Below are 22,411 nucleotides of genomic sequence, written 5' to 3'. Positions count from 1 at the left end.
TCGGCATCGACGTCGAGGTCGTCGCCAAAGACCCGCACATCAAAGGATTCTCGGTGGTCAAACGCCGGTGGGTCGTCGAACGCACCCTCGGCTGGATCATGCTGCACCGGCGCCTGGCCCGTGACTACGAAGCCCTACCCGGCAACTCCGCCAGCATGATCCGCATCGCGATGATCGACAACCTCACCAAACGCGTCACCGACGAAACCACCCCAACCTGGCGAGACATCTGAAGATCACATCACTCGCAAAATACCTGAATCAGACGCCCTCTCAGATCTTCGTAGAAGCCTCTCGTATTACGGTGGGTTTCCGCCAAATGGGAGGACAGAGCCCGCTAACCGCCGGCCATGCCGGCCCGCACCAGGTGCTCCAGCCACGGCGTCGGCGCCACCCCCAGCTCCCGGCTCAGGTCGGCGCGGAACAGCTCGAACCGGCGCATCGCCTCGTTGATGTTGCGCTCCGCCAGGTGCACGGCGATCAGCGTCCGAGTGGCGCTCTCCCGTAGCGGCTCCAACTGCACGGCGGTCAACGCGACCTGCACGGCCTCACCGAACCGGCCCTGGGCGGTGAGCCGCTCGGCCAGGGCCTCCAGCGCGTACAACTGCGTCTGGCGCAGCCGCTCCCGCTCGGTCAGCACCCAGTCGTCGTACCACCCGGGCAGCAGCTCGCCGATCGCCAACGCTGGCACGCCGGGACCCGTACCCACCGGTGACCCGCCGGCCAGCAGGGTGGCGGCCGCCGCGCCCAGGGTGGCCACGTCGCTGGTCACCCCTGCGGCCAGGGCCAGCCGGTCCTGTTCCTCCACGAGCGGCTCGGTGGTGATCCGGTGCAGCCGCCAGAGCATGGTGCGCAGGTTGGCCCGGGCACGTTCCTCGTGCGAGCCGGGCCAGAGCGTACCGGCGGCCTCGGATCGGGCGCACCGCTGGCGTACCCCGAGGTAGGCCAGCAGCCGGCGGGCGCCCTGCGGCACCGCCACCGCGCGCCCGTCGCGTTCCAGCCCGAACCCGCCCAGCAGCCGCAGCGCATACCGGGGCGGCTGCCCCGCTCCGGCGTCGTGCGCTCCGGAGCGGAGGTCGTGCGTCACCTCGTTAGCAGCCATCCGTGCGCCTTTCACACCCGATCGCCCCGTGGGAGTTTCACGGTCGGGTGTGGACGGTCGACGCGCCAGCGCTGTGTCGTCACACCGACCCGCCGAGCGGCGCGGATCAGCCGTTCGCCGGAGTTGGTGCCGCCCGTTCAGCGCAGCTTGTTCAGCGTCCGGGCGTACCCGGTCCACTCGGCGGCGTCGCCGACGTCGGCCCGGATCTGGGCCTCCTTCATGATGGCGAGCACCTGCTCGGCCGGCGCGTCGGCCAACTTGCCGAGCGTGCTGATCCCGGCGCGGGCCAGCGCCGCCCGGGCCTTGGTCGGCACCCCGGTGAGCATCGCGATGTCGGCGTCCCCGACGTTCTCCAGCTCGGTCTCGATGCCGAGCGCCGCGGCCACCGCCGACTGGGCGCCGACCGTGGTCCGGACGATCACCGCCTCCCGTTCGCTCACCTCGGCGAACATCGCGTCGACGCTCGGGTAGCTGGTGTCGGCCGGAAGCACCTTGAGCACGTCGCGGATCAGCCGGCCGTCGGCCACCTCGTCCTCGCCGAAGATGCGAATGAACTCGGTGAGCTTCACCTCGCGCGGGAAGCGCTGCCGAACGTCGGAATGCTCGGCGGCGTACCGCTCGAGATGGGCGGCGCCCCGGAGCTTTGGTCCGGCGACCACGTCCACGCCGAGGGTCTCCACGGCGGGCAGCACGATGGTGCCGGCCTTGGTCTGCCAGATGCTGACCTTCTTGTCCATGAACATCGTGGTGCCCATGTACTTGCCGAAGTCGAGCGTGCTGATGTAGTTGGGGATCTGTTCGATCGCGTGCGGGCCGAGGGTGACCTTGTTCTCGTGCACCGTCGAGTGCAGCCGGTTGATCTCGGCACGGATCTCGTCGAGCAGCCGGCGCAGGCTCACCCGCATCGCAGCCATGCAGGAGAACGCCTTGGCCAGATCGGTGCCGAGGTGGTCCAGGTCGTGCTCGATGCGGTGGAACCGCTCGTTGAAGCCCTGCTCGCCGGGGGTCTGCCCGGCCTGCACGACGTCCTCGCCGTCGACCCAGTCGCTGTGCGCGAAGGTGCGGGCGAACGGCGGCGGCGCGCAGCCCGGCTCCACCGCCGGGAACGACTCGGCGTAGCTGAACACCCGCTTCGCGGTGCCCACGTTCTCGTAGATCCAGGAGGAGACCAGCACGCTGGCGTCCGAGGCCGGGATGCCGTGCTTGGTGAACGCCTCGTACAGCTCGGTGACGGTCACCCCGTCGTAGTTGATCTCGCTCGCCATGGTGGTGTCCCTCTCAGAGCTGGTCGTACACGCCGCGGTGCCGGCGCTGCTGGAAGGTGCGGAAGGTCCGGGCCACCGCCGGGCGCAGCGGCTCGGCGGCGCCGTCGGCGTCGAGGTCGACGTGGTCGCGCCGGATGCCGAAAGTGTTGATCTCCACGCCGAGTGGGCAGACCCGGGTCAGTGCGTTCATCAGCCGCTCGTACTGCGCCAGGGTCAACGCCACCCCGTCGGGCAGCTCCACCCGGAACTCGTACGGGTCGGTCAGCCCGGTGCGCACATAGGAGAGCGCCACCACCGCGACCAGCCCGGCGTGGGTGGGCCGCAGCGTGGTCCGCGCGCCGACCGCCTTGATCTCCGCCGTACCGCCGCCGAGCCCCACGGTGTACCAGCGGAACCCGGTGGCCCGCCTCTCGGCCAGGTTCAGCCCGGCCTGCGGCAGCCCGATCACACTGCACACCAGCAGCACCCGGTTGCCGGTCTCGACCAGCGGCAGCGCGGCGGCGAGGTGCCGATCGCGCAGCAGCCCGACCAGCCGGGCCAGCCGGTCGGCGGCGGCTGGCTGGCCGGCGATCAACGCGGTGGCCAGCGCCGCCGGCAGCTCGATGGTCTCCACCAGCTCGTCGGGGAGCCGGTTCAGCGCGGCCACCACGGGTGCCGGGTCCCGCACCGCCGGCAGACCGGCGGCGGCCAGCACCTGATCGATCGGCTGCCCCGCCGGCCGGGTCGGCACGGCCGCCCACCGGGTCCGGGCCACCGCGTCGGTCAACGGCGTCCAGGCCGGCTCCCCCGCGCCGGTCCAGGCCGACGCGGCGCTCGCGAGCCCAGCCAGCAGCAGGGCGTTTCCGCCCGGGTCACCGGGCGCGTGGAACTGCGCCTCGACCGCCGCGTCGACACCGACCGCCGCGCTCAGCGGCGCGGTCACCGCCAGCCCCCGGGTCGGCAGGTGCGACAGGTACATCCGGGTGGTGCTGATCCGGTGCGTGGTCGGCAACCCGCACACCCGCCACAGCCACGCCAGCTCGCCGTCGGCCGCCACGGTGGGCACGCCGTACGCGCGGGCAGCCGCGATCAGCGCCTCGGCGGTCCGGTCGGCAGTGGGCGTCCGGCCGGTGTCCAGCACCCGGTTGCGCAGATCGGTGGCCTGCGCGGGGGTCGGCCAGCTCACGTCCACGCCGAGACCCAGCTCGTAGCGGCTGCCGCCGGCGTCGTCCTGGGCCCGGGTCACCTGCCACACGATCGCCGAGCCGAGCGCTCGACAGACCCGCCCCGCCCGGTCCAGGGCAGCGGCCAGCGGCGGCGCGATGCCGTGCGCGCTGTCGAAGGCGTACGACTGGCGCAGGCTGGCCCGCAGCGCGGTGACCTCGGTCAGCCGGCTGGCCGGCAGCGCCCGGCCGGCGTGCGTGGTGTTGTTCGGCGGGGTGTTCGCGGGCAGCACCAGCCGGTCCCGGCGCAACTGGGCGAGGAAGTTCGTCCGGTGCTGCGGATCGCCGGCGGCGACCAGCCGGATCGCCACCGCGAACCGGTCGTCGTCCTCGCGCAGGGTGAACCGGGCGCCGCCGGGCAGGTCGGCGAAGAGCCCGGCGTTCGGGTCGGTGTCCGCGCCGGGGCCGTTGAGCAGTCGACGCACCGCGGCCGGGGTGGGCAGCAGGAACCGCCGGTAGAGCCCGAGCCGGTGGGCGTACGCGGGGTCCGGCTCGCGGGCCGGCGGGGCCAGTCGGCGCGCGTACACCTCGCCGCTGGTCGGCTCGTGCACCAGCTCGTCGACGAAGCGGGCCACCCCGACGTCCGCGCCGATCCGGTCCAGCGCGTCCCGCCGGGCGTGCGCCAGGGTCCGGTACCCGTGCACCTCCCGGGCGGCGCGGCGCAGTCGGTGCTTCTCGTACGACATCAGGTAGAGCAGCCGGCCCAGGTTGCCCTCCAGCACGGCCAGCTCGACCAGTGCGGCCCGCGCCGCCCCGGTGACCGCGGTGGCGGCGGTGCCCTCGACGGCCCGCTCGACCGCCACGGCGACGGTGAACGACGCGACCAGCGGCTCGTCGGCGGTGTCCGGCGCGTACGCCGGCACCGACGCGCCGGCGGCCGACCAGGGCGCGAAGACCACCGGCGGGAGCACCCGCTCACCGGTGCCTCCCGGGTGCACGGTGACCGTCACCCGGACGGTCTCCTCGACCAGGTCCCGGCGCAGCACCACGGTGAGCAACGGGTGGCGGCTGGTCCAGTCCACCGCGGCGGTGCCGGCGGCGGCGATCGGCACCACCACCCGCCGCACGGTGCCCGGGTACGGGCCCTCCAACTGGTCGACGAGGTTACGTTCGACGGACGGGTCGGCCCCGTCCACCGGCACCCGGATGTCGATCATCGCGCCCCCGCTCAGACGATCCGGAACGGCCGGGGGTCGTCCCGGTCGACGTAGACGGGCACCTGGTTGGCGGCGAGCACCGCGTTGTCGCCGACCGGCAGCCGCTGCACGCCGTCGCCGGTGGGGGCGCTGCCGGTCACCACCACCGCCGAGTCGGCCGGGAAGCGGACCAACCGCAGCTCGCGGACGTCCGCCACGCCCGGCTCGTTCATCAGCGTCCAGATCACCTCGGCTGCCCGGACCGGCTCGCCGAAGGGCAGCTCGTCCACGTAGCGACGCAGCCGGGCGTGCAGCCGGAGGCGCAGCTCCGTGGCGGCGGTGGAGGCGTTCACCGTGTCCCGGGAGCCGGTGGGCAACGGCAGGCCGCGGATCACCAGGTCGGCCTCGACGCCGATGCCCACCTCGTCGGCCCGATCCACCGAGGCGAAGATGCCCACCGGGCGCAGGTCCTCGATCACCGACTCGACGGCGGCCTGCAGCCCGTCCGGACCGTCCCAGATGGCCGCGGCGGTCGGCGCGACCAGCACCGTCACGTAGTACGGGTTGCCGAGGTCGCGTTCGGTGCTGAAGACCCGCTCGATGAAGTTGAAGTTGCCGAAGATGGACTGGTTGAGGTCCAGGCCGCCCCGGCCGTCGAAGACCTGCACCTGGCGTACCCCGGGCACGGTGGCCACGGCCAGGCCGATCGCCTCGGCCGTCCAGATGGACCGGGGTGCGGCCAGCAGCAGCTGCCGGTAGCGGGCGTCGGAGACCTGCTGTTCGCCGCCGGTCAGCGCGACGGTGTGCGTGATCTCCACCAGCTCCTTGCCGGCGGCCTGCTCGGCGTCGTCCAGGTCGGCCAGCAGCGTGTCGGCCCGGTTCCACCGGTCGATCTTCTGGCTGGCCTGGGTGGGGTCGAGGTTGTGCGCGGGACCGGGGTAGAAGGCCGCGACGGCCGGTTCCCGCTCGCCGACGGCGGCGGAGAGCACCACCGTCTCGTCCAGCGCGACGTGGTGCCCACCGGGGGTGGACAGTCGCGCGCCACGGGGCAGCGTCAGCTGGGTGCGGCCGGTCGGCAGCGCGTCCTTCAGCTTCACCTTCACCGTGCCCCGGGCCTGCAGGTACGGCCGGGGGATGCCGAGCTCCTCGCCGAGGCGGGTCAGCGCGTCAGCGGTCGCCGACACCACGTACGAGTTGTCGTAGACCGCGCCGAGCGCCGACCACAACCGGGCGTCCTCCAGCGCGGCCAGTTCGAGGACCTTACGCAGCACCGCACCGCTGGTCAGGTCGACGTCCTCGCCGAAGAGCAGTCGGGCGGTGGCCAGCTTCTCGGCGAGCAGCCGGGCGAAGGACTTCGGTACGAAGCCGGTCTCGACGATGCCGAAGCCGGCCGAGCCGGTGGCTCGTAGCGCGGCGGCGTCGACGGCCAGCACGTCGGCCAGCTCTGCCGGGATGGTGGGATCAGACACTGGGCAGCTCCCCGAGGTGCACCGAGAGCCGGTCGTCGGTGATGGTTTCGAACTGGACCTGCACCTGCAGGGTGCGGGAGGCGCGCAGCGCGGCCCGGGCGGCGTCGTCCTGGCCATCGCCGGTGCCGCCGGCACCGAGCCGGCCGTCGTCGAGGTTGACGTCGACGATCCGGCGGACCCGGGGATCGCGGTCGAGCAGGGTGATGATGCCGATCCGCACCTGCTCACGGATCAGGGTCGGCTCGACCGGTTCGGCCAGGGCGTTGAGCCCGTCGAAGCCGAAGGTGGCGTCGAAGACGTTCGAGCCGCGCAGCGTGGTCAACGCCACCGCGAGGCTCTGCGCCACGTTCTCGGTGCCGGCGACGAGGGCCAGCACCCGGCCGTTCGGGCCGTCGTCGAAGACGACGTCGCGGGCCAGGTCCAGCCCGGGCATGGTGGGTTCGAAGGCGAGACCCCAACCGAGGTAGCGGCGCTGCGCGGCCTGCCGTTCCCGCTCGGTCCGGTCCATCTCAGACCGCCCGCAGCTTGCTGTGGCCGGCGGTGGCGGCCAGGCCCGGGCTGGAGCCGTCGGTGGCGCCGCTGAGCGAGTCCAGCGCCACGGCGACGTTGCCGACCTTGAGCTTGCCGGCGGCGCCGGTGGCCGAGGTCACCGTGTTGCACTGCTTGGTGGAGTTGCTGGTGGCGATGGTGCAGCCGGCGACCGATTTGCCGCTGATGCCGTCCAGCCGCACCACTTCGGCACCACCGACGGTCAACTTGGTCTGCCCGGTCGGGGTCACCGCCCCCTGGTTGGGGCAGTGCACGTCACTTGACGTGGTGAGCACGAATGCCATCTCGCTCTCCTCAGTGGACGTTCATGGCGTTGCTGACCTGGACGTCGACGTCGTCGGCGGTGATGCTGACCGAGCCGCCGCTGATGTTCACCGCGCCGTTGCCGGCGTCCAGGTCGATCTGGGTGGCGGTGATGGTGATCGAGCCGTCCTGTTTCATCACGATCGACGACCCGCCGGCGGCGTGCTCGATGGTGATGCTGTCCGCCTCGTCGGCGCGTTCCGGACGCTGACCCCGGCCCCGCAACTGGGCCCGGCCCACCCGCACGGTCAGCTCACCCAACTCGATGACCCGGTTGCCGTCGCCGTCGGTCAGGTCGTGCGCCACCTTGCCGTCGTGGTCGGCGGGCACCACCGTGTCGCCGATGGATGACCGGCTGTTGGTGGCCACCCCGACCGGCAGCGAGAGCCACCAGTCCCCGGGCTGGGAGACCGGGGCGTGCCCGGTGGGCCAGAGCGCGCCCACCTCCACCGGGTCGTCCGGGGCGCCGTTGCGGTAGGCCAGCGCCACCCGGGTGCCCGGGTAGCGGGGCAGGATGAGCCCGCAGCCGCCCCAGGCGAACGGGGTCAGGTAGGTCACGCCGGGCAGCGGCGCGGGCTGCTCCCGGCGTACCGGCAGCCGGCGGGCGCCGTTGGGTCGGCCGTCGGGGCGGGCGAGCCCCTCCCAGACCGTCTCGGTCTGCGCCGGCGGCTCGACCGCGCCGCTGGCGTTGGTGGCCGCCGCCCGCACCTCGCCGATCTCCAGCCCGCGCGACTCGCCGCGGGCCGCCCGGGCCGCGCGGCGTACCGCCTCGGCGGCGGCCACCCCGGGCGAGGAGGCCGGCGCGGCCGGGTCGGCGGTACCCACGCCGGAGGCGTCGCTCCAGGCGTCCCAGGCCTGCGCGGGCGAGGCCACCTCGACGCCCTGCACGACTGTCACGAAGCCGGCGGTACGCGACAGGGTGTGCCGGGCGGCGCTGAGGTAGAGCAGCTTCGCCCCGGCGCCCAGCTCCCCGGTCGACGGGGCGAACGGGGCCGCGAACGAGCCGAGCAGCGCCGCCCCGACGCTGCCCAGCGTGGTCGCCTCGTCGACCGCGGGCGGGTCGAAGCGGACCAGGTCGCCGGGCTTCAGGTCGGGCCGGCCCTTGCACGTCAGGGTCCACGCCCGCCGGCGCGGTGGCGCGGTGCCGCCGGCCTCGGTGGCCGCGTACGGGTCGGTGTCCTGGCTGCCGTTCTCGGTGCACTCCAGCAGGCCCGTGGCGAGGGTGAGCGGCTTCGGCTCCCCCTCCGGGTACGGGATCGGGCGCTTGCCGACGTGCACCGTGCCGTCGCGGATCAGCAGCATTCCCCGCCCGTACGCGTTGAGCGACTGCTGCAACGCCCCGCCGATCCGGTCCAGGGCGGCACGGTAGAGCAGCCCGGCGCCGAAGGTGACCCGCTCGTCTCCGGCCGCCTCGGTGGCGCCCCGGGTCATCGTGCCGTCCGGGTTAGCGGCCCAGCCGGTGACGTCGACCCGGGTGCGCTCGGCGACGGCCCGGATCGCGGCGGTGAAGTTCGCCGCCTCGAACCGCTCGGCGACCCGCTGGCCGAGCCGGGCGTACGCCTGCTCGACGAGGGTCAGCTCGGTGTCGTATGTCCGCTCGCCGGTGAGCCGGCGCACCTTGGTCACCCGTAGCACGGCGACCAGCGCCTGGGTCAGCTCGGCCGGTGACGGGCCGGCGTTGACGCCGACCAGATTGGTGAAGAACGCGCCCACGGACGTGTTCGCGTCACGCCAGTACAGGTGCAGCTTCGCCACCAGCGGCGGTTGCCCTTCGGCGGTGCGCAGCGCGGCGAAGTGCTCGTCGATCAACCCCTGCACGGTGATCGTGTACGCGCCGGGACCCAGCCCGTCGGGCAGCGCGGCGTCGATGGCCGCGTAGTAGTCGGCGCTGGACAGGGTGAGTGCCGCGTCCTGGCTGAGCCCGGTCGGGGTCTCCCGGTGGAAGGTCAGGGTCCAGCCGGCGTCGTTGCCGACCGCGCCCTGGCGCACCTGGCCGGTCTGGAACGGCGTGAGCGTCATCGCACCACCCTCCGCAGCTTCTTGTCGAGCAGGTAGCGGTAGCGCAGCTTGCCGGGGCCCAGCTCGGATTCGACCCGCTGCGCCGGTGGGCGGCGGCGCCAGACGAACTCGTTGATCGGCGGCGGCCCGAACCGGTCCACCGCGCGGTCAGCGGGCCGCCAGGCCAGCGCCACCGACGAGCCGTAGTCGCCGGAGCCGCGTACCGTCCCGGCGTGCAGCAGCCAGGACAGCACCACCAGTTCCACGGCGACCGGGGCGGACCCGGTGGCGGCCGACGGGCCGGCGTCGGGGCAGACCCGGCGCAGGCCGGCGGCGAGCGGCACCGAACCGAGGATCCGGGTGCCCTGGCGGACGACCAGTCGCAGCGGCACCCGCCCGACCAGCACCGGTGGCCGGGGCGTGGCCGGCGGCGCGGGCCGGGGTGCCAGGTCGTCGGCGGAGCTGCTGACCACCGCGAGGGGGTCGGTGTCCAGCCACTGTCGGGCCAGCCCGGTGGGCAGGATCAGCACCGCGTGCACGCCGGCGCCGAGCTCGACGCGGTGCGGCAGGCCGGCGGTGAGGTTCTGCCGGACCTCGGTGAACCCGGCCGGCACCTCGATCGGCGTCTCCGGCAGCAGGTAGCGGTCGATCGGGAACGGTGGCATCAGTTGCCCAACCCGTCGGCGAGCGCGCCGACTCCGATGCTGGCCACGTCGAGCAGCTTGCCGAGCAGGCTGGGACGGGGCACGTGGACGAGGGTGATGGTGGTGTCCAGGACGTCGCGGCGGGCGGCCGAGGCGTTGAAGGTCAGGGACTGCACCTGCATGTCGGTGCGGATGGTCATCGAGGTGACCAGGATCAACCCCCCGAACTTCCCGCCCGAGTACGCGGCCAGCGCCGTGCCGCGCTTGCTCGCCTCGGCCATCGTCTCCAGGGCGAACTTCCAGGCGTAGCGTTCCGCGCCGACCAGCACCCCGGTCAGCGTGATGGTGTCGTCGTGGGTGGCCACGATGGCCTTGTGCGCGGTGGAGCCGATCGGCGGCAGGTGGTAGGTCTGGGCCAGGGAGATGGCGGTGACCGCCCAGAGCGGGATCGGCAGCGCCCCGTCGCTGATGATCGCCGACGGCACCGTGTCGTACCGCATGAAGCTGCTGGTGAATGCCATGCTCAACGACCTCCGGTGGGTGGCAGTGGCACCGGTGCGCCGGTGGGTTCGACGGCCAGGCCCAGGTCGCGCAGCGCCTGGGTGATCTCGCGGACCTCGCCGGCGGCGCTGGTCACCCGCAGCCGCAGCCGACGCTCCTCCAGTGCCCGGCTGATCCGCGCCGGCCGGGTGGCCGCCGAGCCGCGTCGGTTGATCCGGTCGATCTCGGCGGCGGCGTCCTCCATCCGGGATATCGCGTCGAGGATCCGCGGGTCGGGGGTGAAGCCGGGGTCGTCGCGTTGCAGCCGGGTGATGGCGTCGCGGAAGTCGGCGGCGTCGCGGCGCAGGTTGGCGACCAGGTTGTCGGTGAGCGCGCTGACCCCGCCGACGCTGGTGGCCCGGTGTGACTTGTCGTCGACCAGCCACACCCAGCCGTCGTGGCCGATGCCGACGAGGTCGGTGCCGGCGACCTTGACGTTGGCGTCCGGCCCCTTGAGGAACAGCTCGATGCTGCTCAGCGAGAACGCGGCGGTGTACTCGCCGAGCACGCCCCGGCCGTAGGTGACCATGTCGTGTCGCAGGTAGGCGCGGAAGCCGGGGCCGTCGTCGGCGCGTCCACCCCGGTCGCGGAAACGCCGCCACAGGGTGGCCAGGGCCTCCGGGTTGTGCAGGGCGAGCTGCTGGGTGAGCCAGACGTCGCCGCCGGCCACCACGGCCCGCAACTCCGGGTCGGCGATCCGGGCCAGGGCCTCCGCGAGCCGGGCCTGGCTGACCTGCAAGCCACGGTTGCGGGCCCGGCCGAGGTCGTCCACTGCGGTGCGTAGCCGGCCCAGCTCGTCTGGGGTGAGCCGGCTGCCGAGCCGGGTCTCCAGATCGGCGAGGGCGGCCCGCTTGCCCGCCTCGGACTCGGCGGCCACCGCCCGCCACAACGCCTGCGGCTCCAGCTCGGCGGCGCGGCGCAGGGCGGCCTGCCGGTCCGCCGGCATGGCCCGGAACGCGTCGGTGACCACGGCGGCCGGCTCGGTGTGCCGGCCGCCCGTGCCGCCGCCGGCCTCGAACTCGCGCAGCAGCGAGTCGGCGTACTGGGCGGCGTCGTCAGCCAGCCGCAGCGGCGCGTCCCCGACGATGCCCTCGCGGGGTCGGCTCAGCTCGCGCATCTCGGTGTTGAGCTGGTCGAAGTACTCCCCCAGCGTCTCCACCCGCACCCCCTCAGGCAGGGTGCCGCCGTCGAGCACGTGGTCGAGGATCGCGGCGATGTTCTCCCGCAGCACGGCGATCCGCTCCAGCCGGCTCACCGCGTTGCCCAGGTGCAGGTCACCGACGTCGTCGATGATGCGGCGGATGAGGTGCTCCATGAGCCGCCGGGAGCGCACGTCGCCGGCCTCGCTGTGCCCGGCCACGGTCCGCATGAAGCGGCGCAGCCGTGGGTTGGCGTCGGCGGCGGCGTGCACCGCGGCGGCGTCCAGGAAGCGGCCGGCGCGGAACCGGCGGGGCGGGGTCACGGCCGCACCGCCGGGACGCGTGGCCCGGCGGCGGCACCACCGGGTTGGGAGTCGAGCACCATGAGGAGGAACCGGGCGCCCTCCGGGCCACCGACCGCGCTGCGCAGCATCGCCTCCCGCTCCACGTACGCCAGCACCGGCTCCATCAGCTTCTGCACGACGCGTTCCAACACCTCGTTGAGGAGGATCTCGGTGATGAACGCCTGCAGCAGGTCCCGGGAGGCCGCCTCGATGACCTGCCGGGCGACCCGGCGCGCCACGTACCGGCCGCCGGCCCGTAGCCCGGCGCGCAGCCCGTACCGCAGGGCGACCCGGCCGCCGCGCATGGCCGCTCCGCCGATGGTGCCGATCTCCGGGATCAGTGACAGCGCCAGCCCGAGGTACGCGGCGAAGAGTTCCACCTCCACCTCGGCGCGGGTGAGCACCAGCTCCGGGTCGATCAGCGCCCCGTAGAGCCGTTCCCGCCGGTGGGCGTGGACCACGTCACCCACGGCGACAGCCACGCCGATGGCGAAGCCCAGCGGTGGGCAGAGCACCGACAGGGCGATGATGCCGACGGTCAGCGCGAACGCCGACAGCGCCTGCCGGCCCAGTTCGCTGCTGAACAGGTCGTCGACGCCGAGCGCGTAGAACCCGTTGCCGCCGAAGAACTCGCCGAGCTGCTGGTGGGTGACGAGGTGGATGCCCTGCAGGGCGTACCGGCCACCGGGGATGGTGGCGGACGGGATGTGTTCACTGATCCGGCTGGAGCGGAACGCGAACCCGGCGTCCTCGCGGGCACGGCCGAGCATCTCGGCGTTGTTGCGCCGCATGTCCTGCAGCACCCGCCACAGCTCGTCGCGGATCGCCGACCGGTCACCGGCGAAGCGGGCCAGCACGTCGGGCAGATCGGCGATCTGCTTGACCAGCGGGTCGATGCCCTCGGCCTCGCCGCGCTGGATGACCAGCGCCTGCTCGATGTCGGCGACGGTCCAGAGCACTCCGTGCGAGTCTCGGATCCGGGCCACCCCGTCCCGCTCGACGATCTCACCGGCCGCCCCGGGACTGGTGAGGGCGGCCTCGGCGGCGAGGAACGCGCCGGAGAGCGAGTGCGCCGCGCCGTACCAGGCGGTGGAGGGGTTGACCAGGCTGGCGGTGGCGAGCGCCTCTCCACCGGTGCTCGTGTAGGTCAGGAGCGTCCGGGCCGTCTCGTGTCGACGCAGCCGGTCCCGGAGGCCCTGCAACTCGACGTAGTCGGTGAGTTGGGAGACGATCAGCCGCTCGAAGATCGGCGCGTACCGGGCGAAGTTGGTGATCCGGGCCTGGATGCCCTGTCGGGAGGTGAGCAGCAACTGCACCAGCATGGCCTTGTTGCCGATCACGAAGATCGTCCCGACAGCGTCCTTCACCGCCGGCGTGAACTCGTGCAGGAAGTGCAGGTTCCAGGCAGCCGGGTGCTCCTGCAGGCCGCTGCGGATCCGGGCCCAGTGCTCCGGCTTCCGATAGACGGCCATGATCCGCTGGGCCAGGTGGTCCAGCCGGGGAACCACCCCGGCGAGGTGGCGCAGGAACTGGATGGCGGGCGAGGCGACCGGCCGGAAGTCCAGCGGCCCGAGCCGGCCGGTGCCCTCCGGAACCGGGCGGCTGAACCCCTCCCGTTCCGCCGCGCCGACCATGACGCCGATCGCGGCGGCCCGCGCGCGCAGCACCGCGGCGGCCTGCAGGCAGAAGGTCGCCGGATAGCGGCAGGGTTGGTTCATCTGCAGCCGGAACGCGATGTCGTCCATCAGCCGGCGCAGCTCGTCGGCGTCCGCGCCGAGCGCGTCAAGTTCGGGTTCGCCGTTGAGCGATCCACACGCCGGAATCTCCGCACGTCCGCCGGTCACCAACGGGAACCGGCTCGCACCGGCGCCGGGCGGCGCGCTCGGGGCGCTCGGGTCGAAGACGAACCCGCCTCGCGGCGTACCGCCGGCTCCGTCGCCGGTGCCGGTCCCTGTGCCGTCGCCCGCCCCGGTGCCCGTGCCACCGCCGGCGCCCGTGCCGCCGCCAGCGCCGGAGCCGGTGCCGCCGCCCTGGCCGGTACCGCCGCCGACGCCGCCGCCGGGCGGCGCGTTCGGGTCGACCGGCGTTGTCGGGTGCTGCTCGACGCTGATCGGCAGCAGGTTGGCCCGCCCGGTCCAGTGCAGCGTCGTGTCGGTGGCCTCGGTGCCGACCAGCAGCAGGGACGTGCCGCCCACCTGGACGACGATCAGGCAGGTCGGTGTCGCGCCGCCCAGCGAGCCGAGGATCCCGTCGACCCGCCGGTTCACCTCCACCTCGACGGCCCGCTCGACCTGCGCCCGGTACTCCTCGACGGTGGTGGTCTCGCCGCGCGGCTGCGCGGTCTGCAGCCGGGACCGGATGTCGGCGCCGATCTCCTCGTCCACCATGGCCACCAGCGCGGCCCGGTCGGCAACCGGTCGGCGGTCGACCGTGCCCGGTTGCGGGCTGGGCGTCCGCGCCTCGATCTCGAAGTGCGGCTGCGGGGTGGCCCGGAAGACAGTCTCACCGAACCGGTCGAAGGTGAAGTACGACAGCGGGGTGGTGGTCACCATGACCAGCCACACCTGCCGCCCTTCCGGGTCGGTGACCCGGGCGATGACGCCCTGTGCGGCGCCGGAGGGCAGGCCACCGTGCTGCCGGACCGCCTCCCGGGCCAGCTCGGCGAAGTGGCCGACGAGGTAGGTGACCGGGCGCAGGTGCCAGTCATAGCGCACCGGCGTCGCCGCGTCGCCGTCCACCGGCACCTCGGCGGCATCGCCACCGTCGTCGTAGGACGGCACCCGGTAGACGGCCAGCAGGTGGCGCATCCGCTGCGGATCGAACAGCTCGGTCGGCGGCCGGCTCAGCGGCGCGGCCACGCCGACCGGCAACCCCGGGTCGAGCCGCGCGGCGGTCACCACCTCGTCGATGCGCCGGCGCAGCCGGGCCTCGAAGGCCCGCCGGTCGTCCGGGGACACCCGCTCGCCGGCCACGCCGGTCCAGCGGAACTCCGGCGCGCCGGGGCGTACCTCCAGGTAGCCGCCGCGCGGCGCGACCACCTCGCGCCGGGAGCGTTCCAGTGCGCGGGCCAGGGCCGCGGCGAGCGCCGCGGTCACCTCCTCCGGCCGCTCGGTCACCGACCGGGCGTCCAGCCGGATCCGCACCGGCACGTGCACCGAGATGGCCACCGTCAGAACCGCCCGTCCAGGTGCTCGGCGAGCCGGGCCAGCGCGAGGTCGGCGAGCGCGTCGGCGTCGACCGCGCCGCCGCCGGCGACGACCTCGATCTCCACCGGGAAGTGGTACGCGATGACGGCGCGATCGTCCTCGGCAACCTGCTCGGCCTCCGCCTCGCTGCCGGCCGCCGGCAGCACCAGCTCACCCGCGTGCACCAGGGCCAGCCCGGTACGGGTGACCCGGGCGGCACGGCCAGCTCCGGTCGCCATCTGCTACCTCCGGTTCGTCGTCGGCGGGCTGTCGTTCGCGGGTTAGGGCAGCACGGACGGGTCGCCGACCTTCGGGTCGACCGTGGCGGCCAGGCTGAACCCGCTGAAGGTCGCCGCCGGGGCGCCGGAGATGGTGGCGGTGGTCGGCGTCGCGCTGGTGATCAGGCAGTCCTGCAGCACGAACGAGGAGAACGCCCAGTCGTCGCCGGTGTGCTCCAGCAACGCGATGTCGAACAGCTCACCGTCGAGCGCCAGCTTGGTGAGCCGGCCCGCGACGTCCCCGATGGCCTTGACTGTCATCGTGAAGTTCATCGACACCGGCGCGTGGATCGCCCCCATGTGGGTCACCTCGCACGAGTGCAGCGGCTCGACGTTGAGCGAGAACGACGGGCTGAACGAGTCGATCGGGCTGATCAGCACCGTCTCGGTGCCCTTGGTGTACTGCACCGCGAGGCGGGTCTTCCACTCCATGGTCTGGTTCCTCCGGGTCAGAACTTGGCCACGAGCGTGACCAGCAGGCGGCTCACGGCCGGGCCGTACGTGACGGTGACGACCAGGTCGACGGTGCGGTCGGCCCGGGCGGCGGTGACGATCGAGGTGTCGGTGGCGGTGCGGGCGACCTCCGGGATGGTGAGGATGTCCAGCACCGGGATCTCGATCCGGTAGTCGTCGATCACCGCCTGCCGCTTGAGCGGGCCGAGGATGCCGTCCACCTGGGTCTTCAGCAGGGTCATCCCCGGCTTGGTGATCCGCGCGTCGCCGACCAGGCCGATCAGGCCGGCGCGGAGCATGAACTCGATCTGGTCGAGCGTGCGCACCAGGTCGACGTGCAGCAGGCTCGCGTCCGAGGTGAACAGCCGCCCGTCGGCGAAGTGCAGGCTCTCCCCGGTGATCAGTGTCGGGTCGATGATCGGCGTGAGGTTGGCCTCGGACAGGCCCTTGATCTCGGCCGGGCTGTACTGCTTGGCCACCGGCATGGCCACCCCACGGATCTTCTTCAGCACGATGCTGTGGTGTACCGGCAGCCCGGCCACGGCCGCCATCGCGGCGGTGGCGGCGTCGCCGTCCGCACCCCGAGCAGCGATCATCACCATCCGGCTGGTGCTGCTCTTGAGCGGGTTCGCCGCGGTGGTGATGTCGGCGACGTAGGTGGGGCCCTTCTCGGTGGCCGGGTTGACCATGGCGAAACCGAGCCGCCGCTGGCCGGCCGCCGACATCGTCTCCACGTGCGCCTTGAGCGCGTGCAGCCCGGTCGGCGCGCCCGCCCCGGCAGGGTTGCCGACGCTCGACTCGTTGGCCAGCGACACCATGGTCACATCGTCGGCGGCCTCCAGACCGCTGAGCGCAGCGGCGTAGTCGTCGCCGGCGACCTTGACCCCGTACACCTTGGCCGGGCGCGGATCCTGCAGAAAGGCCAGCTCCAGCGAGTTGTAGAGGGCGTTGCGGACCACGCTGCCGGTCTGCCGGCGGGCGAAGTTGGTGACCGCGTCGTCGAGGGTCTCGATCCGGACCGGGGTGTTCGCCGGGGCCGAGCCACCGTCGGCGGTGGTCGGGGCCTTGCCGACCACGGCGATGACGCCTGGCGAGCGCTGGGCCAGGGGCGCCGGTGGCGGCACGATCCGGACCTCGATGAACGGGAATGCTGCTGTCGGTGCCACGGGTCCTCCCGGACGGAGTTGCTGCTGCGGTCGATGGGCGGGAGTCTCAGGTCGTCAGGGCGGCCAGTCCGATGCCACTGCGGGCGAGCCACTGGCCGGCCCGGGCGAACCGGGCGGCCCGTCGTTGCACGTCGGTGCCGGTGTCGCCACCGGGCCAGCCGTCGTCGTCGAACGTCTCGATGGGCACCACCCAGACGGCGACGACCCGATGCCGCCGCCGAACGTCGTCCGGTGCGGGCACGTCCAGCCCCAACTCCTCGGCGCGAGCCCGCACCAGGCGGGTCTCGACGAGCAGGTCGGCCAGGGAGAAGCCCTGGTCGCGGATCAGTACGGCGGCGGCGAACGGCAGCGGACGCGGGGTGGGTGGGGCGGCCGACGGAGCGGCGTAGCGCAGTTGCACGGTGGCCCCAGCGGCCTGCCCGCGCATCCGCGCCACCAGGTCACCGGCATTGGCGGCCCCCACGCCGGCGAGCAACCGGTCCAGGTGCGCGTCGGTGAACGCGGCAGGCTGGTGCAGCCCGGCCCGCAGCCGGGTCACCAACCGGGTACGGCGCTCGGTCTCCAGTTGTGCCGGGTCGGTCGGCAGCGCACCCAGGTCCGCGATGATCTGCGGGTCGACGTCGAAGGCGGGCACCGCCACGTCGAGGTCCTCGACCCGGTCCCGGGCCACGCTGGTGCGCACCACCAGGCTGCCCCGCCAGAGCGCGTCGATGCGCAGCGCCGAGCCGCCGAGGCCGTGCAGCCGTACGTGCAGTTCGGTGCGGCTGGTGCCGCCGGAGCCGAGCCACTCCCCCTCGGCCAGGGTGACCGGGGCGGCGGCGAAGCCGAGGGTCAGCTCGTCGAACACCGCGGAGTACGGGGGCGCGACCGGCATCGCCTCGGTGTCGTACGCGGCCTCCACCAGGTGGGCCAGCGACGCGTCGTCGAAGACGGCGGCGCGGGTGCCCGGGTCGGCCAACCGCACCAGCACTCCGTCGACGAAGTCCACCGCACCGACCTCCCCGCTACTCGCGCCGGTGCACCCTGCCCGGCTCGGCACGAGGATCGCGAAGGGCCCGTCACCCGACCGTCACCGCAACCGTCACCGCAACCGGACACGGCCCCGACTGTCGGGAACTGAGCACCCGCACAGCATTCCGATGCCCTCAGCCGTGGGCCTCCGGCCCCGGCCTCCTGACCTCAGCCGTGGCCACACGTCAGCGGCCCCCAGCTTCCGCCACCCGGGCTCCGTAAGGCGGGCGGCGCGGCACGGCACGGCGCGGACAGGCGCGGCGCGGACAGGCACGGGACGGCGCGGCACGGAGCGACGCGGCACGGACCGGCCACGGCACGGCGCGGACAGGCACGGCGCGGACAGGCACGGTATGGGCCAGCACCGCATGGGCCAACGCAGCGTGGACCGGCAGCGCATCGGCCAGCACCGCATGGGCCAGCGGGGCGGCGCGGGCCGGCGGCAATGTCGCTAAAGAGCGCGATACCTCAGAGTCATTTTGATACCTCAGAGTCATCACGCTCGTCGGGACATGTGCCCTCAGGTGCCGTCACCCTCCGTGAGACACCGTCGACACCCGGGTGACGAACGGCCCGCAGGGTTCCAGGGGCGGGCGTCGAACACCGCCGTCACCGCAGGCGTCGAACACCGCCGTCACCGCGCCCAACACCGCCGCCGTCACCGCTGGCGCCGGACACCGGCGGCGCCGGGCACGCCTTCCGGTCGTTCGGGACTGGCGGGGAAATCCCGCTAAGCGGCGACCACGATCGGGTCCGGGTAACTGTCAGGAGGGCGAGGCTTCGTGCAGGACGACGCGTAGGGGGTGCGGGGCGGTGGTGGCGAGGTTGCCGAGCACTGCGAGCAGCAGGGCGTACTGACCGGCCGGCTCGTCGGCGAGCAGCTGGCCGGCGTCGTTGATCAGCAGAGTGAGCGGGCCTGCGTCCAACCGGTCCCGAAGCACGTCGGCGAGGGCGTCCCAGGTGCTCCCCAGGTAGGTCGGTAGGGCCAGCGCGTCGGCCAACGCGGCGAAGAGCGCGGGCCTGGTCCGAGTCGCCGCGCCGGCCAGCACCGACGCGCCGGGCACCTGCGGGGCGCCGTCCCGGCACACGGTCAGCCAATCGGGCAACCGGCCACGGTCCTGATCGAACATCACGTGCCTCCTGGTGGGGCCGGGCGACGGTGCTGCGGGGCCGGCCGGGTCGACCGGCCGGCCCCGGGTCGGTCAGAGTCGGTAGAAGTCGGTGTAGTGGTTGGGCGAGAACCAGGTGACCCCGGTGCTGCGGTTCACCACGATTCGGTACGCGTCCCGGGCGGCGCCCTGGGTGCGCGGGTACACGTCGTACTCGTGGTAGGTGCCGTTGGTGGGCAGTTGACCCTCGTAGTTGTAGAACCGGCCGCCGGCGAAGTTGGATTTGCCGCCGCTCCACGAATACCAGCCGCGGCTGGTCGGGAAGCCCTTGGCGGCCCAGCCCGAGCGGGCGGTACGGGCGTCCGCGCAGCGGCTGACAGTGCAGGAGTTGTAGACCGCCGCCGACGCGGAGCCGGTCAGTTGGGGGGCCACCACGGACGGGCCGACCAGCGCGGCGGCGACCAGGGCGAGGAGCAGGGCGAGGGCGGTGGTACGCCGGCGGATCGCGCCGAGCGTGGCCAACGGGGACACGAGGGTGGACACAGGCTGCCTCCAGACCATCCGATCCATCGATCCGCATCACTGTCGGATCGGAACCAGTCTCACCGTTGCCCCCTGCTCGCAACAGCCCTCGCCGCGCCAACTACTCCACAATGTTCGGTGAACCTCGGACGATCCACTCCTCCGCTGGCGCGTCGGCGTGCGCTCTCAACGGCGTGGCGGCGGGCATATCGGTCACGGGTTGTTAGCGTGAAACGCGGATCCGTGACCATGGAGGGGTGCCATGACAGACACCCCCGATGGGCGGCCGAGGCCGGCGGATCGGTGGAGGCATCGGGGCATCCGCGGGCTGACCATCACCCGGGACGTGAGTGTCCGCAGTTGGCGTTGGTGGGCACGGACCTGGGATCGACTGGTCGCGGCGCTCCAGGATGAGGCACCCGTGGGGCTGGGCGCCGACCCGTCTCCGTCCGGTCCGCTCGTCGAACAGCGCGACGTGCCCCGGCTGATCGTGGTCCCTGCCCGCGGCTACGTGTACTCGTTCTACATCCGCGCCACGTTCGCCTGGTCGTCGCCGTCGAGCCTCCGGTCCGAGGTGTTGAGCTGGTACGTGCAGTACTTCCAGCCGAACGCGATCCAGCGGTTGACCCGGCTCGCCGCAGACGCCGCCCGAGACCTACCTCCGCACCGGGCAGCCGACCTGGAGTTGGCCTTGCAGCGGGCGCTCGCCGACGACCCCACGTGGGACTACCAGCGGGGCGACATCGTCATCACCTGCCAACCCGATGCCACCGTACGGCTCGACGAGCGGATCATGCCGACGTTCCAGCCGCACGTCGACCGGTTGATGAAGCTGGAGTACCAGTTCGACGAGCAGCTGCGAAAAGCTACCTACGCCCAGGAGCTGAGCCGGCGCTGGGCCGCGATCCTCGGCGAACACGTCGACGCCGAAGACGAGGACGTCGCCGACGCCCGCCAACACATGCTCACCGCACAGAGGGAGGCAGCCCGCTGGATCAGCGAACTCCTCCACCACCACTCTCAACACCCCACCGACCCGCCGACCCCGCCCCCGATCCCACCCCAGCAAAGCCGTCCCAGCCCCGCCCCGCCGCCCTCCCATCCCAGCCCATGATCACTCGGCGTTCGGCAGTTCGGCACCCTGACGACCACTCGCCAGAAAATGATCATGGGTGGGGGTGACGGACGGCGAGGATGGTCAGGGTTTGCGAACAGGGGCACTGCGATCAAGCCGCTTTGTACACAGTGTCGAGGTGCCATTCCAGGAATTCGGCACGCGGCCGATCGCTGCGCCGCTCCGGAAGGGCGATCTGCTCGCCCGCCTTCGCATAGAACTGCTCGCCATTGCCGAACTCGCTCCGAAGCCGAGGACTGACCATGAGCCGATGTTTCGGATCGACGCCCAGATAACCCCGATCGAAGAGGATGTGCACGTCCGACTTGAGTAGCAGACCGTTGTCCAGCCGATGCTCGCCACCCATCGGAAGCGGACGGATGTGCGCGGCCTGCAACACAGGCTGAACCTTGTTGCCGGTGATGGCGCAGCGCCGGCCATAGGCCCCCAGAACCACCGCCTTGAATGACTGCTGCCCGAGCCGCTGGGGCACCAATCGGGGATCCCCATAGACGGGACCAGGACGATGCCAGGGCCCGTTCAGATCCACCTCGGCCGACGTCCCGATCAACCGGTGCATCAGGAGATCGAAGTATCCCGCCACCTCGGCATCAGCCAGGTTGTAAGTCTTGCCCTGCACGACGTTCGACGCGAATGCTGGCGGTGGATCGACGGTCGACGCATCGTGAAAGAAGGTGACGTCACGAACGAAAATGCAGCCGATGGTCGGATCCTCTCCGGAACCAATCGCCTGCTTGCGGTAACGCCCGACGCTGTAACGCATCTCATCGATGCTCGCAGCACCATTGGCCTCGCCGAAGAGCTCCCAGGCCTCCGAGATTCGAAGCTGGGTGAAGCCGCTGAAGAAGCCTCCGCCAACCACCCGGTTCAGTGGAAAGTGCGCCTTGAAGAGGAAGGGCTCGCCTGGGGTGAGTGCGCGGAAGGCACCGCCAGAGGGCCGCCAGAAGTTGACCTCATTCAGCTCGGGACGCTCCGCGAGGAAGCGGTACCACCTCTCGTCCGTCACACCTACGAAGGCCTTCACATCGAACAGGGTGCGTGAAAGTTGATCTGAACGCCACCATCTGAACGGTCACGTGCGCTTGCGTCGAGACACCACAGGCGCTGGAGCAAGATCGTGCTCGATCCTGGAACGAGTGGCCTTCGCAGCGACCCGATACCACTACATCGAGGATCGAGCAGGATCATCCGGTCCAGCACCACTCCACGTTCGCTGGTCGCCGACGATCAGGGGCGAGCGGAGGACGTCAGCCTGCTGTCACGTCGGATGTCACGGTTGATCGGTCGAGAAGCGCTGCTGCAAGGCCGACGACTGTTCCACCGATCCACCCCGGACGCCGAGGCTGCGCCGGGCCATCCGGTAGTAGGCGTCACGGGCTTCGTTGACCCGGGTGAGCATGACGGCGATGTCCGGCGGCGGGTCGACGATCCCGCGAGCGAGCCGTTCGACCTGCCAGACCGCGTCCCGCCAAACAGCGGCGGCGGCGACCGTCGGCTCGTCGCCGAGCAGCAGCAGGTTCTCCCAGACGATGGTGCGCCTGGCGTCCGCCTCGGCCAACCGGGCCAGCCCGTCCTCCCGGTCGATGGGGTGGCTGTGCGCTCCCGGCCGGTGATCGGCCGTCATCCGCAGCGCCACCGCGTGACTCTCCTTGATGGCATGCGCGTACTCGACGTACGCGTCGAGCCGCCGCTCGTCCCACCGGATGCTCTGGCTGCGCCGCCACCTTGCCCGGTCGGCCAGCGAGGTGGCGAGGATCGTGCCCAGGGTGCCGACCAGTACGCCGAGGAGTGCCGGAAGCTGCGTCAGAAGGGTGCCCACGAGCAGAGGCTGCCAGCACCGGGCAAGCCCTGCCAGTCGCTA

21 protein-coding genes are annotated in these 22,411 nt (G+C 72.4%); 2 read left to right on the top strand and 19 right to left on the bottom strand.

Annotated elements, in window-relative coordinates:
* Positions 1-233 (top strand): transposase (locus ABZV00_RS17655; protein ID WP_355607222.1); only part of this gene is annotated, 233 nt, incomplete at its 5' end.
* A 104-nt stretch (positions 234-337) separates the two neighbouring features.
* Here ABZV00_RS17655 and ABZV00_RS17650 read toward each other — a convergent pair.
* From ABZV00_RS17650 to ABZV00_RS17570, 17 genes are all read right to left on the bottom strand, one after another.
* Positions 338-1,102 (bottom strand): BTAD domain-containing putative transcriptional regulator, encoded by a 765-nt coding sequence (locus ABZV00_RS17650; protein WP_355607219.1) that lies wholly within the window; start codon positions 1,100-1,102, stop codon positions 338-340.
* A gap of 137 nt (positions 1,103-1,239) precedes the next feature.
* Positions 1,240-2,367: a hypothetical protein gene (locus ABZV00_RS17645; protein WP_355607216.1), complete on the bottom strand. Its 1,128-nt coding sequence runs from the start codon at positions 2,365-2,367 to the stop codon at positions 1,240-1,242.
* Positions 2,368-2,380: 13 nt separating this feature from the next.
* Entirely contained in the window at positions 2,381-4,726 is a 2,346-nt protein-coding gene (locus ABZV00_RS17640) for a hypothetical protein (RefSeq protein ID WP_355607214.1), read from the bottom strand.
* A gap of 11 nt (positions 4,727-4,737) precedes the next feature.
* Positions 4,738-6,174 carry a baseplate J/gp47 family protein gene (locus tag ABZV00_RS17635; protein ID WP_355607211.1) on the bottom strand — a complete coding sequence of 479 codons (1,437 nt, stop codon included), beginning with the start codon at positions 6,172-6,174 and terminating at the stop codon, positions 4,738-4,740.
* A complete protein-coding gene (locus ABZV00_RS17630; RefSeq protein WP_355607209.1) occupies positions 6,167-6,682 on the bottom strand; it encodes a hypothetical protein in 516 nt (171 codons plus the stop codon). The genes ABZV00_RS17635 and ABZV00_RS17630 overlap by 8 nt, the downstream gene beginning before the upstream one ends.
* A gap of 1 nt (position 6,683) precedes the next feature.
* On the bottom strand, positions 6,684-7,007 hold the full coding sequence (locus ABZV00_RS17625) for a hypothetical protein (protein ID WP_355607206.1): 324 nt from the start codon (positions 7,005-7,007) through the stop codon (positions 6,684-6,686).
* A 10-nt stretch (positions 7,008-7,017) separates the two neighbouring features.
* On the bottom strand, positions 7,018-9,045 hold the full coding sequence (locus ABZV00_RS17620; protein ID WP_355607203.1) for a hypothetical protein: 2,028 nt from the start codon (positions 9,043-9,045) through the stop codon (positions 7,018-7,020).
* A complete protein-coding gene (locus ABZV00_RS17615) occupies positions 9,042-9,689 on the bottom strand; it encodes a hypothetical protein (RefSeq protein ID WP_355607200.1) in 648 nt (215 codons plus the stop codon). Before ABZV00_RS17615 ends, ABZV00_RS17620 begins: the two co-directional genes overlap by 4 nt.
* Positions 9,689-10,189, bottom strand: a complete 501-nt coding sequence (locus ABZV00_RS17610) for a hypothetical protein (protein WP_355607198.1) — start codon at positions 10,187-10,189, stop codon at positions 9,689-9,691. Before ABZV00_RS17610 ends, ABZV00_RS17615 begins: the two co-directional genes overlap by 1 nt.
* A 2-nt stretch (positions 10,190-10,191) precedes the next feature.
* The gene (locus ABZV00_RS17605) at positions 10,192-11,670 is read right to left on the bottom strand and encodes a hypothetical protein (RefSeq protein ID WP_355607195.1); all 1,479 of its coding nucleotides are present in this window, start codon (positions 11,668-11,670) and stop codon (positions 10,192-10,194) included.
* The gene (locus ABZV00_RS17600) at positions 11,667-14,858 is read right to left on the bottom strand and encodes a hypothetical protein (RefSeq protein ID WP_355607192.1); all 3,192 of its coding nucleotides are present in this window, start codon (positions 14,856-14,858) and stop codon (positions 11,667-11,669) included. The genes ABZV00_RS17605 and ABZV00_RS17600 overlap by 4 nt, the downstream gene beginning before the upstream one ends.
* Before the next feature lie 2 nt (positions 14,859-14,860).
* On the bottom strand, positions 14,861-15,115 hold the full coding sequence (locus ABZV00_RS17595) for a hypothetical protein (RefSeq protein ID WP_355607190.1): 255 nt from the start codon (positions 15,113-15,115) through the stop codon (positions 14,861-14,863).
* 42 nt (positions 15,116-15,157) lie between these two features.
* Positions 15,158-15,586, bottom strand: a complete 429-nt coding sequence (locus tag ABZV00_RS17590; protein WP_355607187.1) for a hypothetical protein — start codon at positions 15,584-15,586, stop codon at positions 15,158-15,160.
* Positions 15,587-15,603: 17 nt separating this feature from the next.
* Complete coding sequence (locus tag ABZV00_RS17585; RefSeq protein ID WP_355607184.1) at positions 15,604-16,773, bottom strand: hypothetical protein; 1,170 nt, start codon at positions 16,771-16,773, stop codon at positions 15,604-15,606.
* A 46-nt stretch (positions 16,774-16,819) separates the two neighbouring features.
* The gene (locus tag ABZV00_RS17580) at positions 16,820-17,761 is read right to left on the bottom strand and encodes a hypothetical protein (RefSeq protein WP_355607181.1); all 942 of its coding nucleotides are present in this window, start codon (positions 17,759-17,761) and stop codon (positions 16,820-16,822) included.
* A 787-nt stretch (positions 17,762-18,548) separates the two neighbouring features.
* Entirely contained in the window at positions 18,549-18,914 is a 366-nt protein-coding gene (locus ABZV00_RS17575; protein WP_355607178.1) for a barstar family protein, read from the bottom strand.
* 72 nt (positions 18,915-18,986) lie between these two features.
* Positions 18,987-19,424, bottom strand: a complete 438-nt coding sequence (locus ABZV00_RS17570) for a ribonuclease domain-containing protein (protein WP_355607245.1) — start codon at positions 19,422-19,424, stop codon at positions 18,987-18,989.
* A gap of 337 nt (positions 19,425-19,761) precedes the next feature.
* On the opposite strand from ABZV00_RS17570, the gene ABZV00_RS17565 reads away from it, so the two are divergent.
* A complete protein-coding gene (locus ABZV00_RS17565) occupies positions 19,762-20,529 on the top strand; it encodes a hypothetical protein (RefSeq protein WP_355607176.1) in 768 nt (255 codons plus the stop codon).
* 112 nt (positions 20,530-20,641) lie between these two features.
* Here the strand turns inward: ABZV00_RS17565 and ABZV00_RS17560 are convergent, their stop codons facing one another.
* Both ABZV00_RS17560 and ABZV00_RS17555 read right to left on the bottom strand, forming a co-directional pair.
* A complete protein-coding gene (locus ABZV00_RS17560) occupies positions 20,642-21,574 on the bottom strand; it encodes an HNH endonuclease (RefSeq protein WP_355607173.1) in 933 nt (310 codons plus the stop codon).
* Positions 21,575-21,820: 246 nt separating this feature from the next.
* The gene (locus tag ABZV00_RS17555) at positions 21,821-22,369 is read right to left on the bottom strand and encodes a hypothetical protein (protein WP_355607170.1); all 549 of its coding nucleotides are present in this window, start codon (positions 22,367-22,369) and stop codon (positions 21,821-21,823) included.
* Positions 22,370-22,411 lie beyond the last annotated feature (42 nt).

It is taken from the genome of Micromonospora sp. NPDC005173 (assembly GCF_040608515.1).
In the GTDB taxonomy this organism is placed as follows: domain Bacteria; phylum Actinomycetota; class Actinomycetes; order Mycobacteriales; family Micromonosporaceae; genus Micromonospora.
This window is presented reverse-complemented; position numbering and strand designations above follow the sequence as displayed.

Excerpts from the sequence above, each read along its gene's own strand:
- ABZV00_RS17630 (WP_355607209.1), bottom strand. The coding sequence starts at position 6,682 with ATGGACCGGACCGAGCGGGAACGGCAGGCCGCGCAGCGCCGCTACCTC.
- ABZV00_RS17610 (WP_355607198.1), bottom strand. The coding sequence starts at position 10,189 with ATGGCATTCACCAGCAGCTTCATGCGGTACGACACGGTGCCGTCGGCG.
- ABZV00_RS17575 (WP_355607178.1), bottom strand. The coding sequence starts at position 18,914 with ATGTTCGATCAGGACCGTGGCCGGTTGCCCGATTGGCTGACCGTGTGC.
- ABZV00_RS17620 (WP_355607203.1), bottom strand. The coding sequence starts at position 9,045 with ATGACGCTCACGCCGTTCCAGACCGGCCAGGTGCGCCAGGGCGCGGTC.
- ABZV00_RS17625 (WP_355607206.1), bottom strand. The coding sequence starts at position 7,007 with ATGGCATTCGTGCTCACCACGTCAAGTGACGTGCACTGCCCCAACCAG.
- ABZV00_RS17640 (WP_355607214.1), bottom strand. The coding sequence starts at position 4,726 with ATGATCGACATCCGGGTGCCGGTGGACGGGGCCGACCCGTCCGTCGAA.
- ABZV00_RS17595 (WP_355607190.1), bottom strand. The coding sequence starts at position 15,115 with ATGGCGACCGGAGCTGGCCGTGCCGCCCGGGTCACCCGTACCGGGCTG.
- ABZV00_RS17650 (WP_355607219.1), bottom strand. The coding sequence starts at position 1,102 with ATGGCTGCTAACGAGGTGACGCACGACCTCCGCTCCGGAGCGCACGAC.
- ABZV00_RS17590 (WP_355607187.1), bottom strand. The coding sequence starts at position 15,586 with ATGGAGTGGAAGACCCGCCTCGCGGTGCAGTACACCAAGGGCACCGAG.
- ABZV00_RS17615 (WP_355607200.1), bottom strand. The coding sequence starts at position 9,689 with ATGCCACCGTTCCCGATCGACCGCTACCTGCTGCCGGAGACGCCGATC.
- ABZV00_RS17645 (WP_355607216.1), bottom strand. The coding sequence starts at position 2,367 with ATGGCGAGCGAGATCAACTACGACGGGGTGACCGTCACCGAGCTGTAC.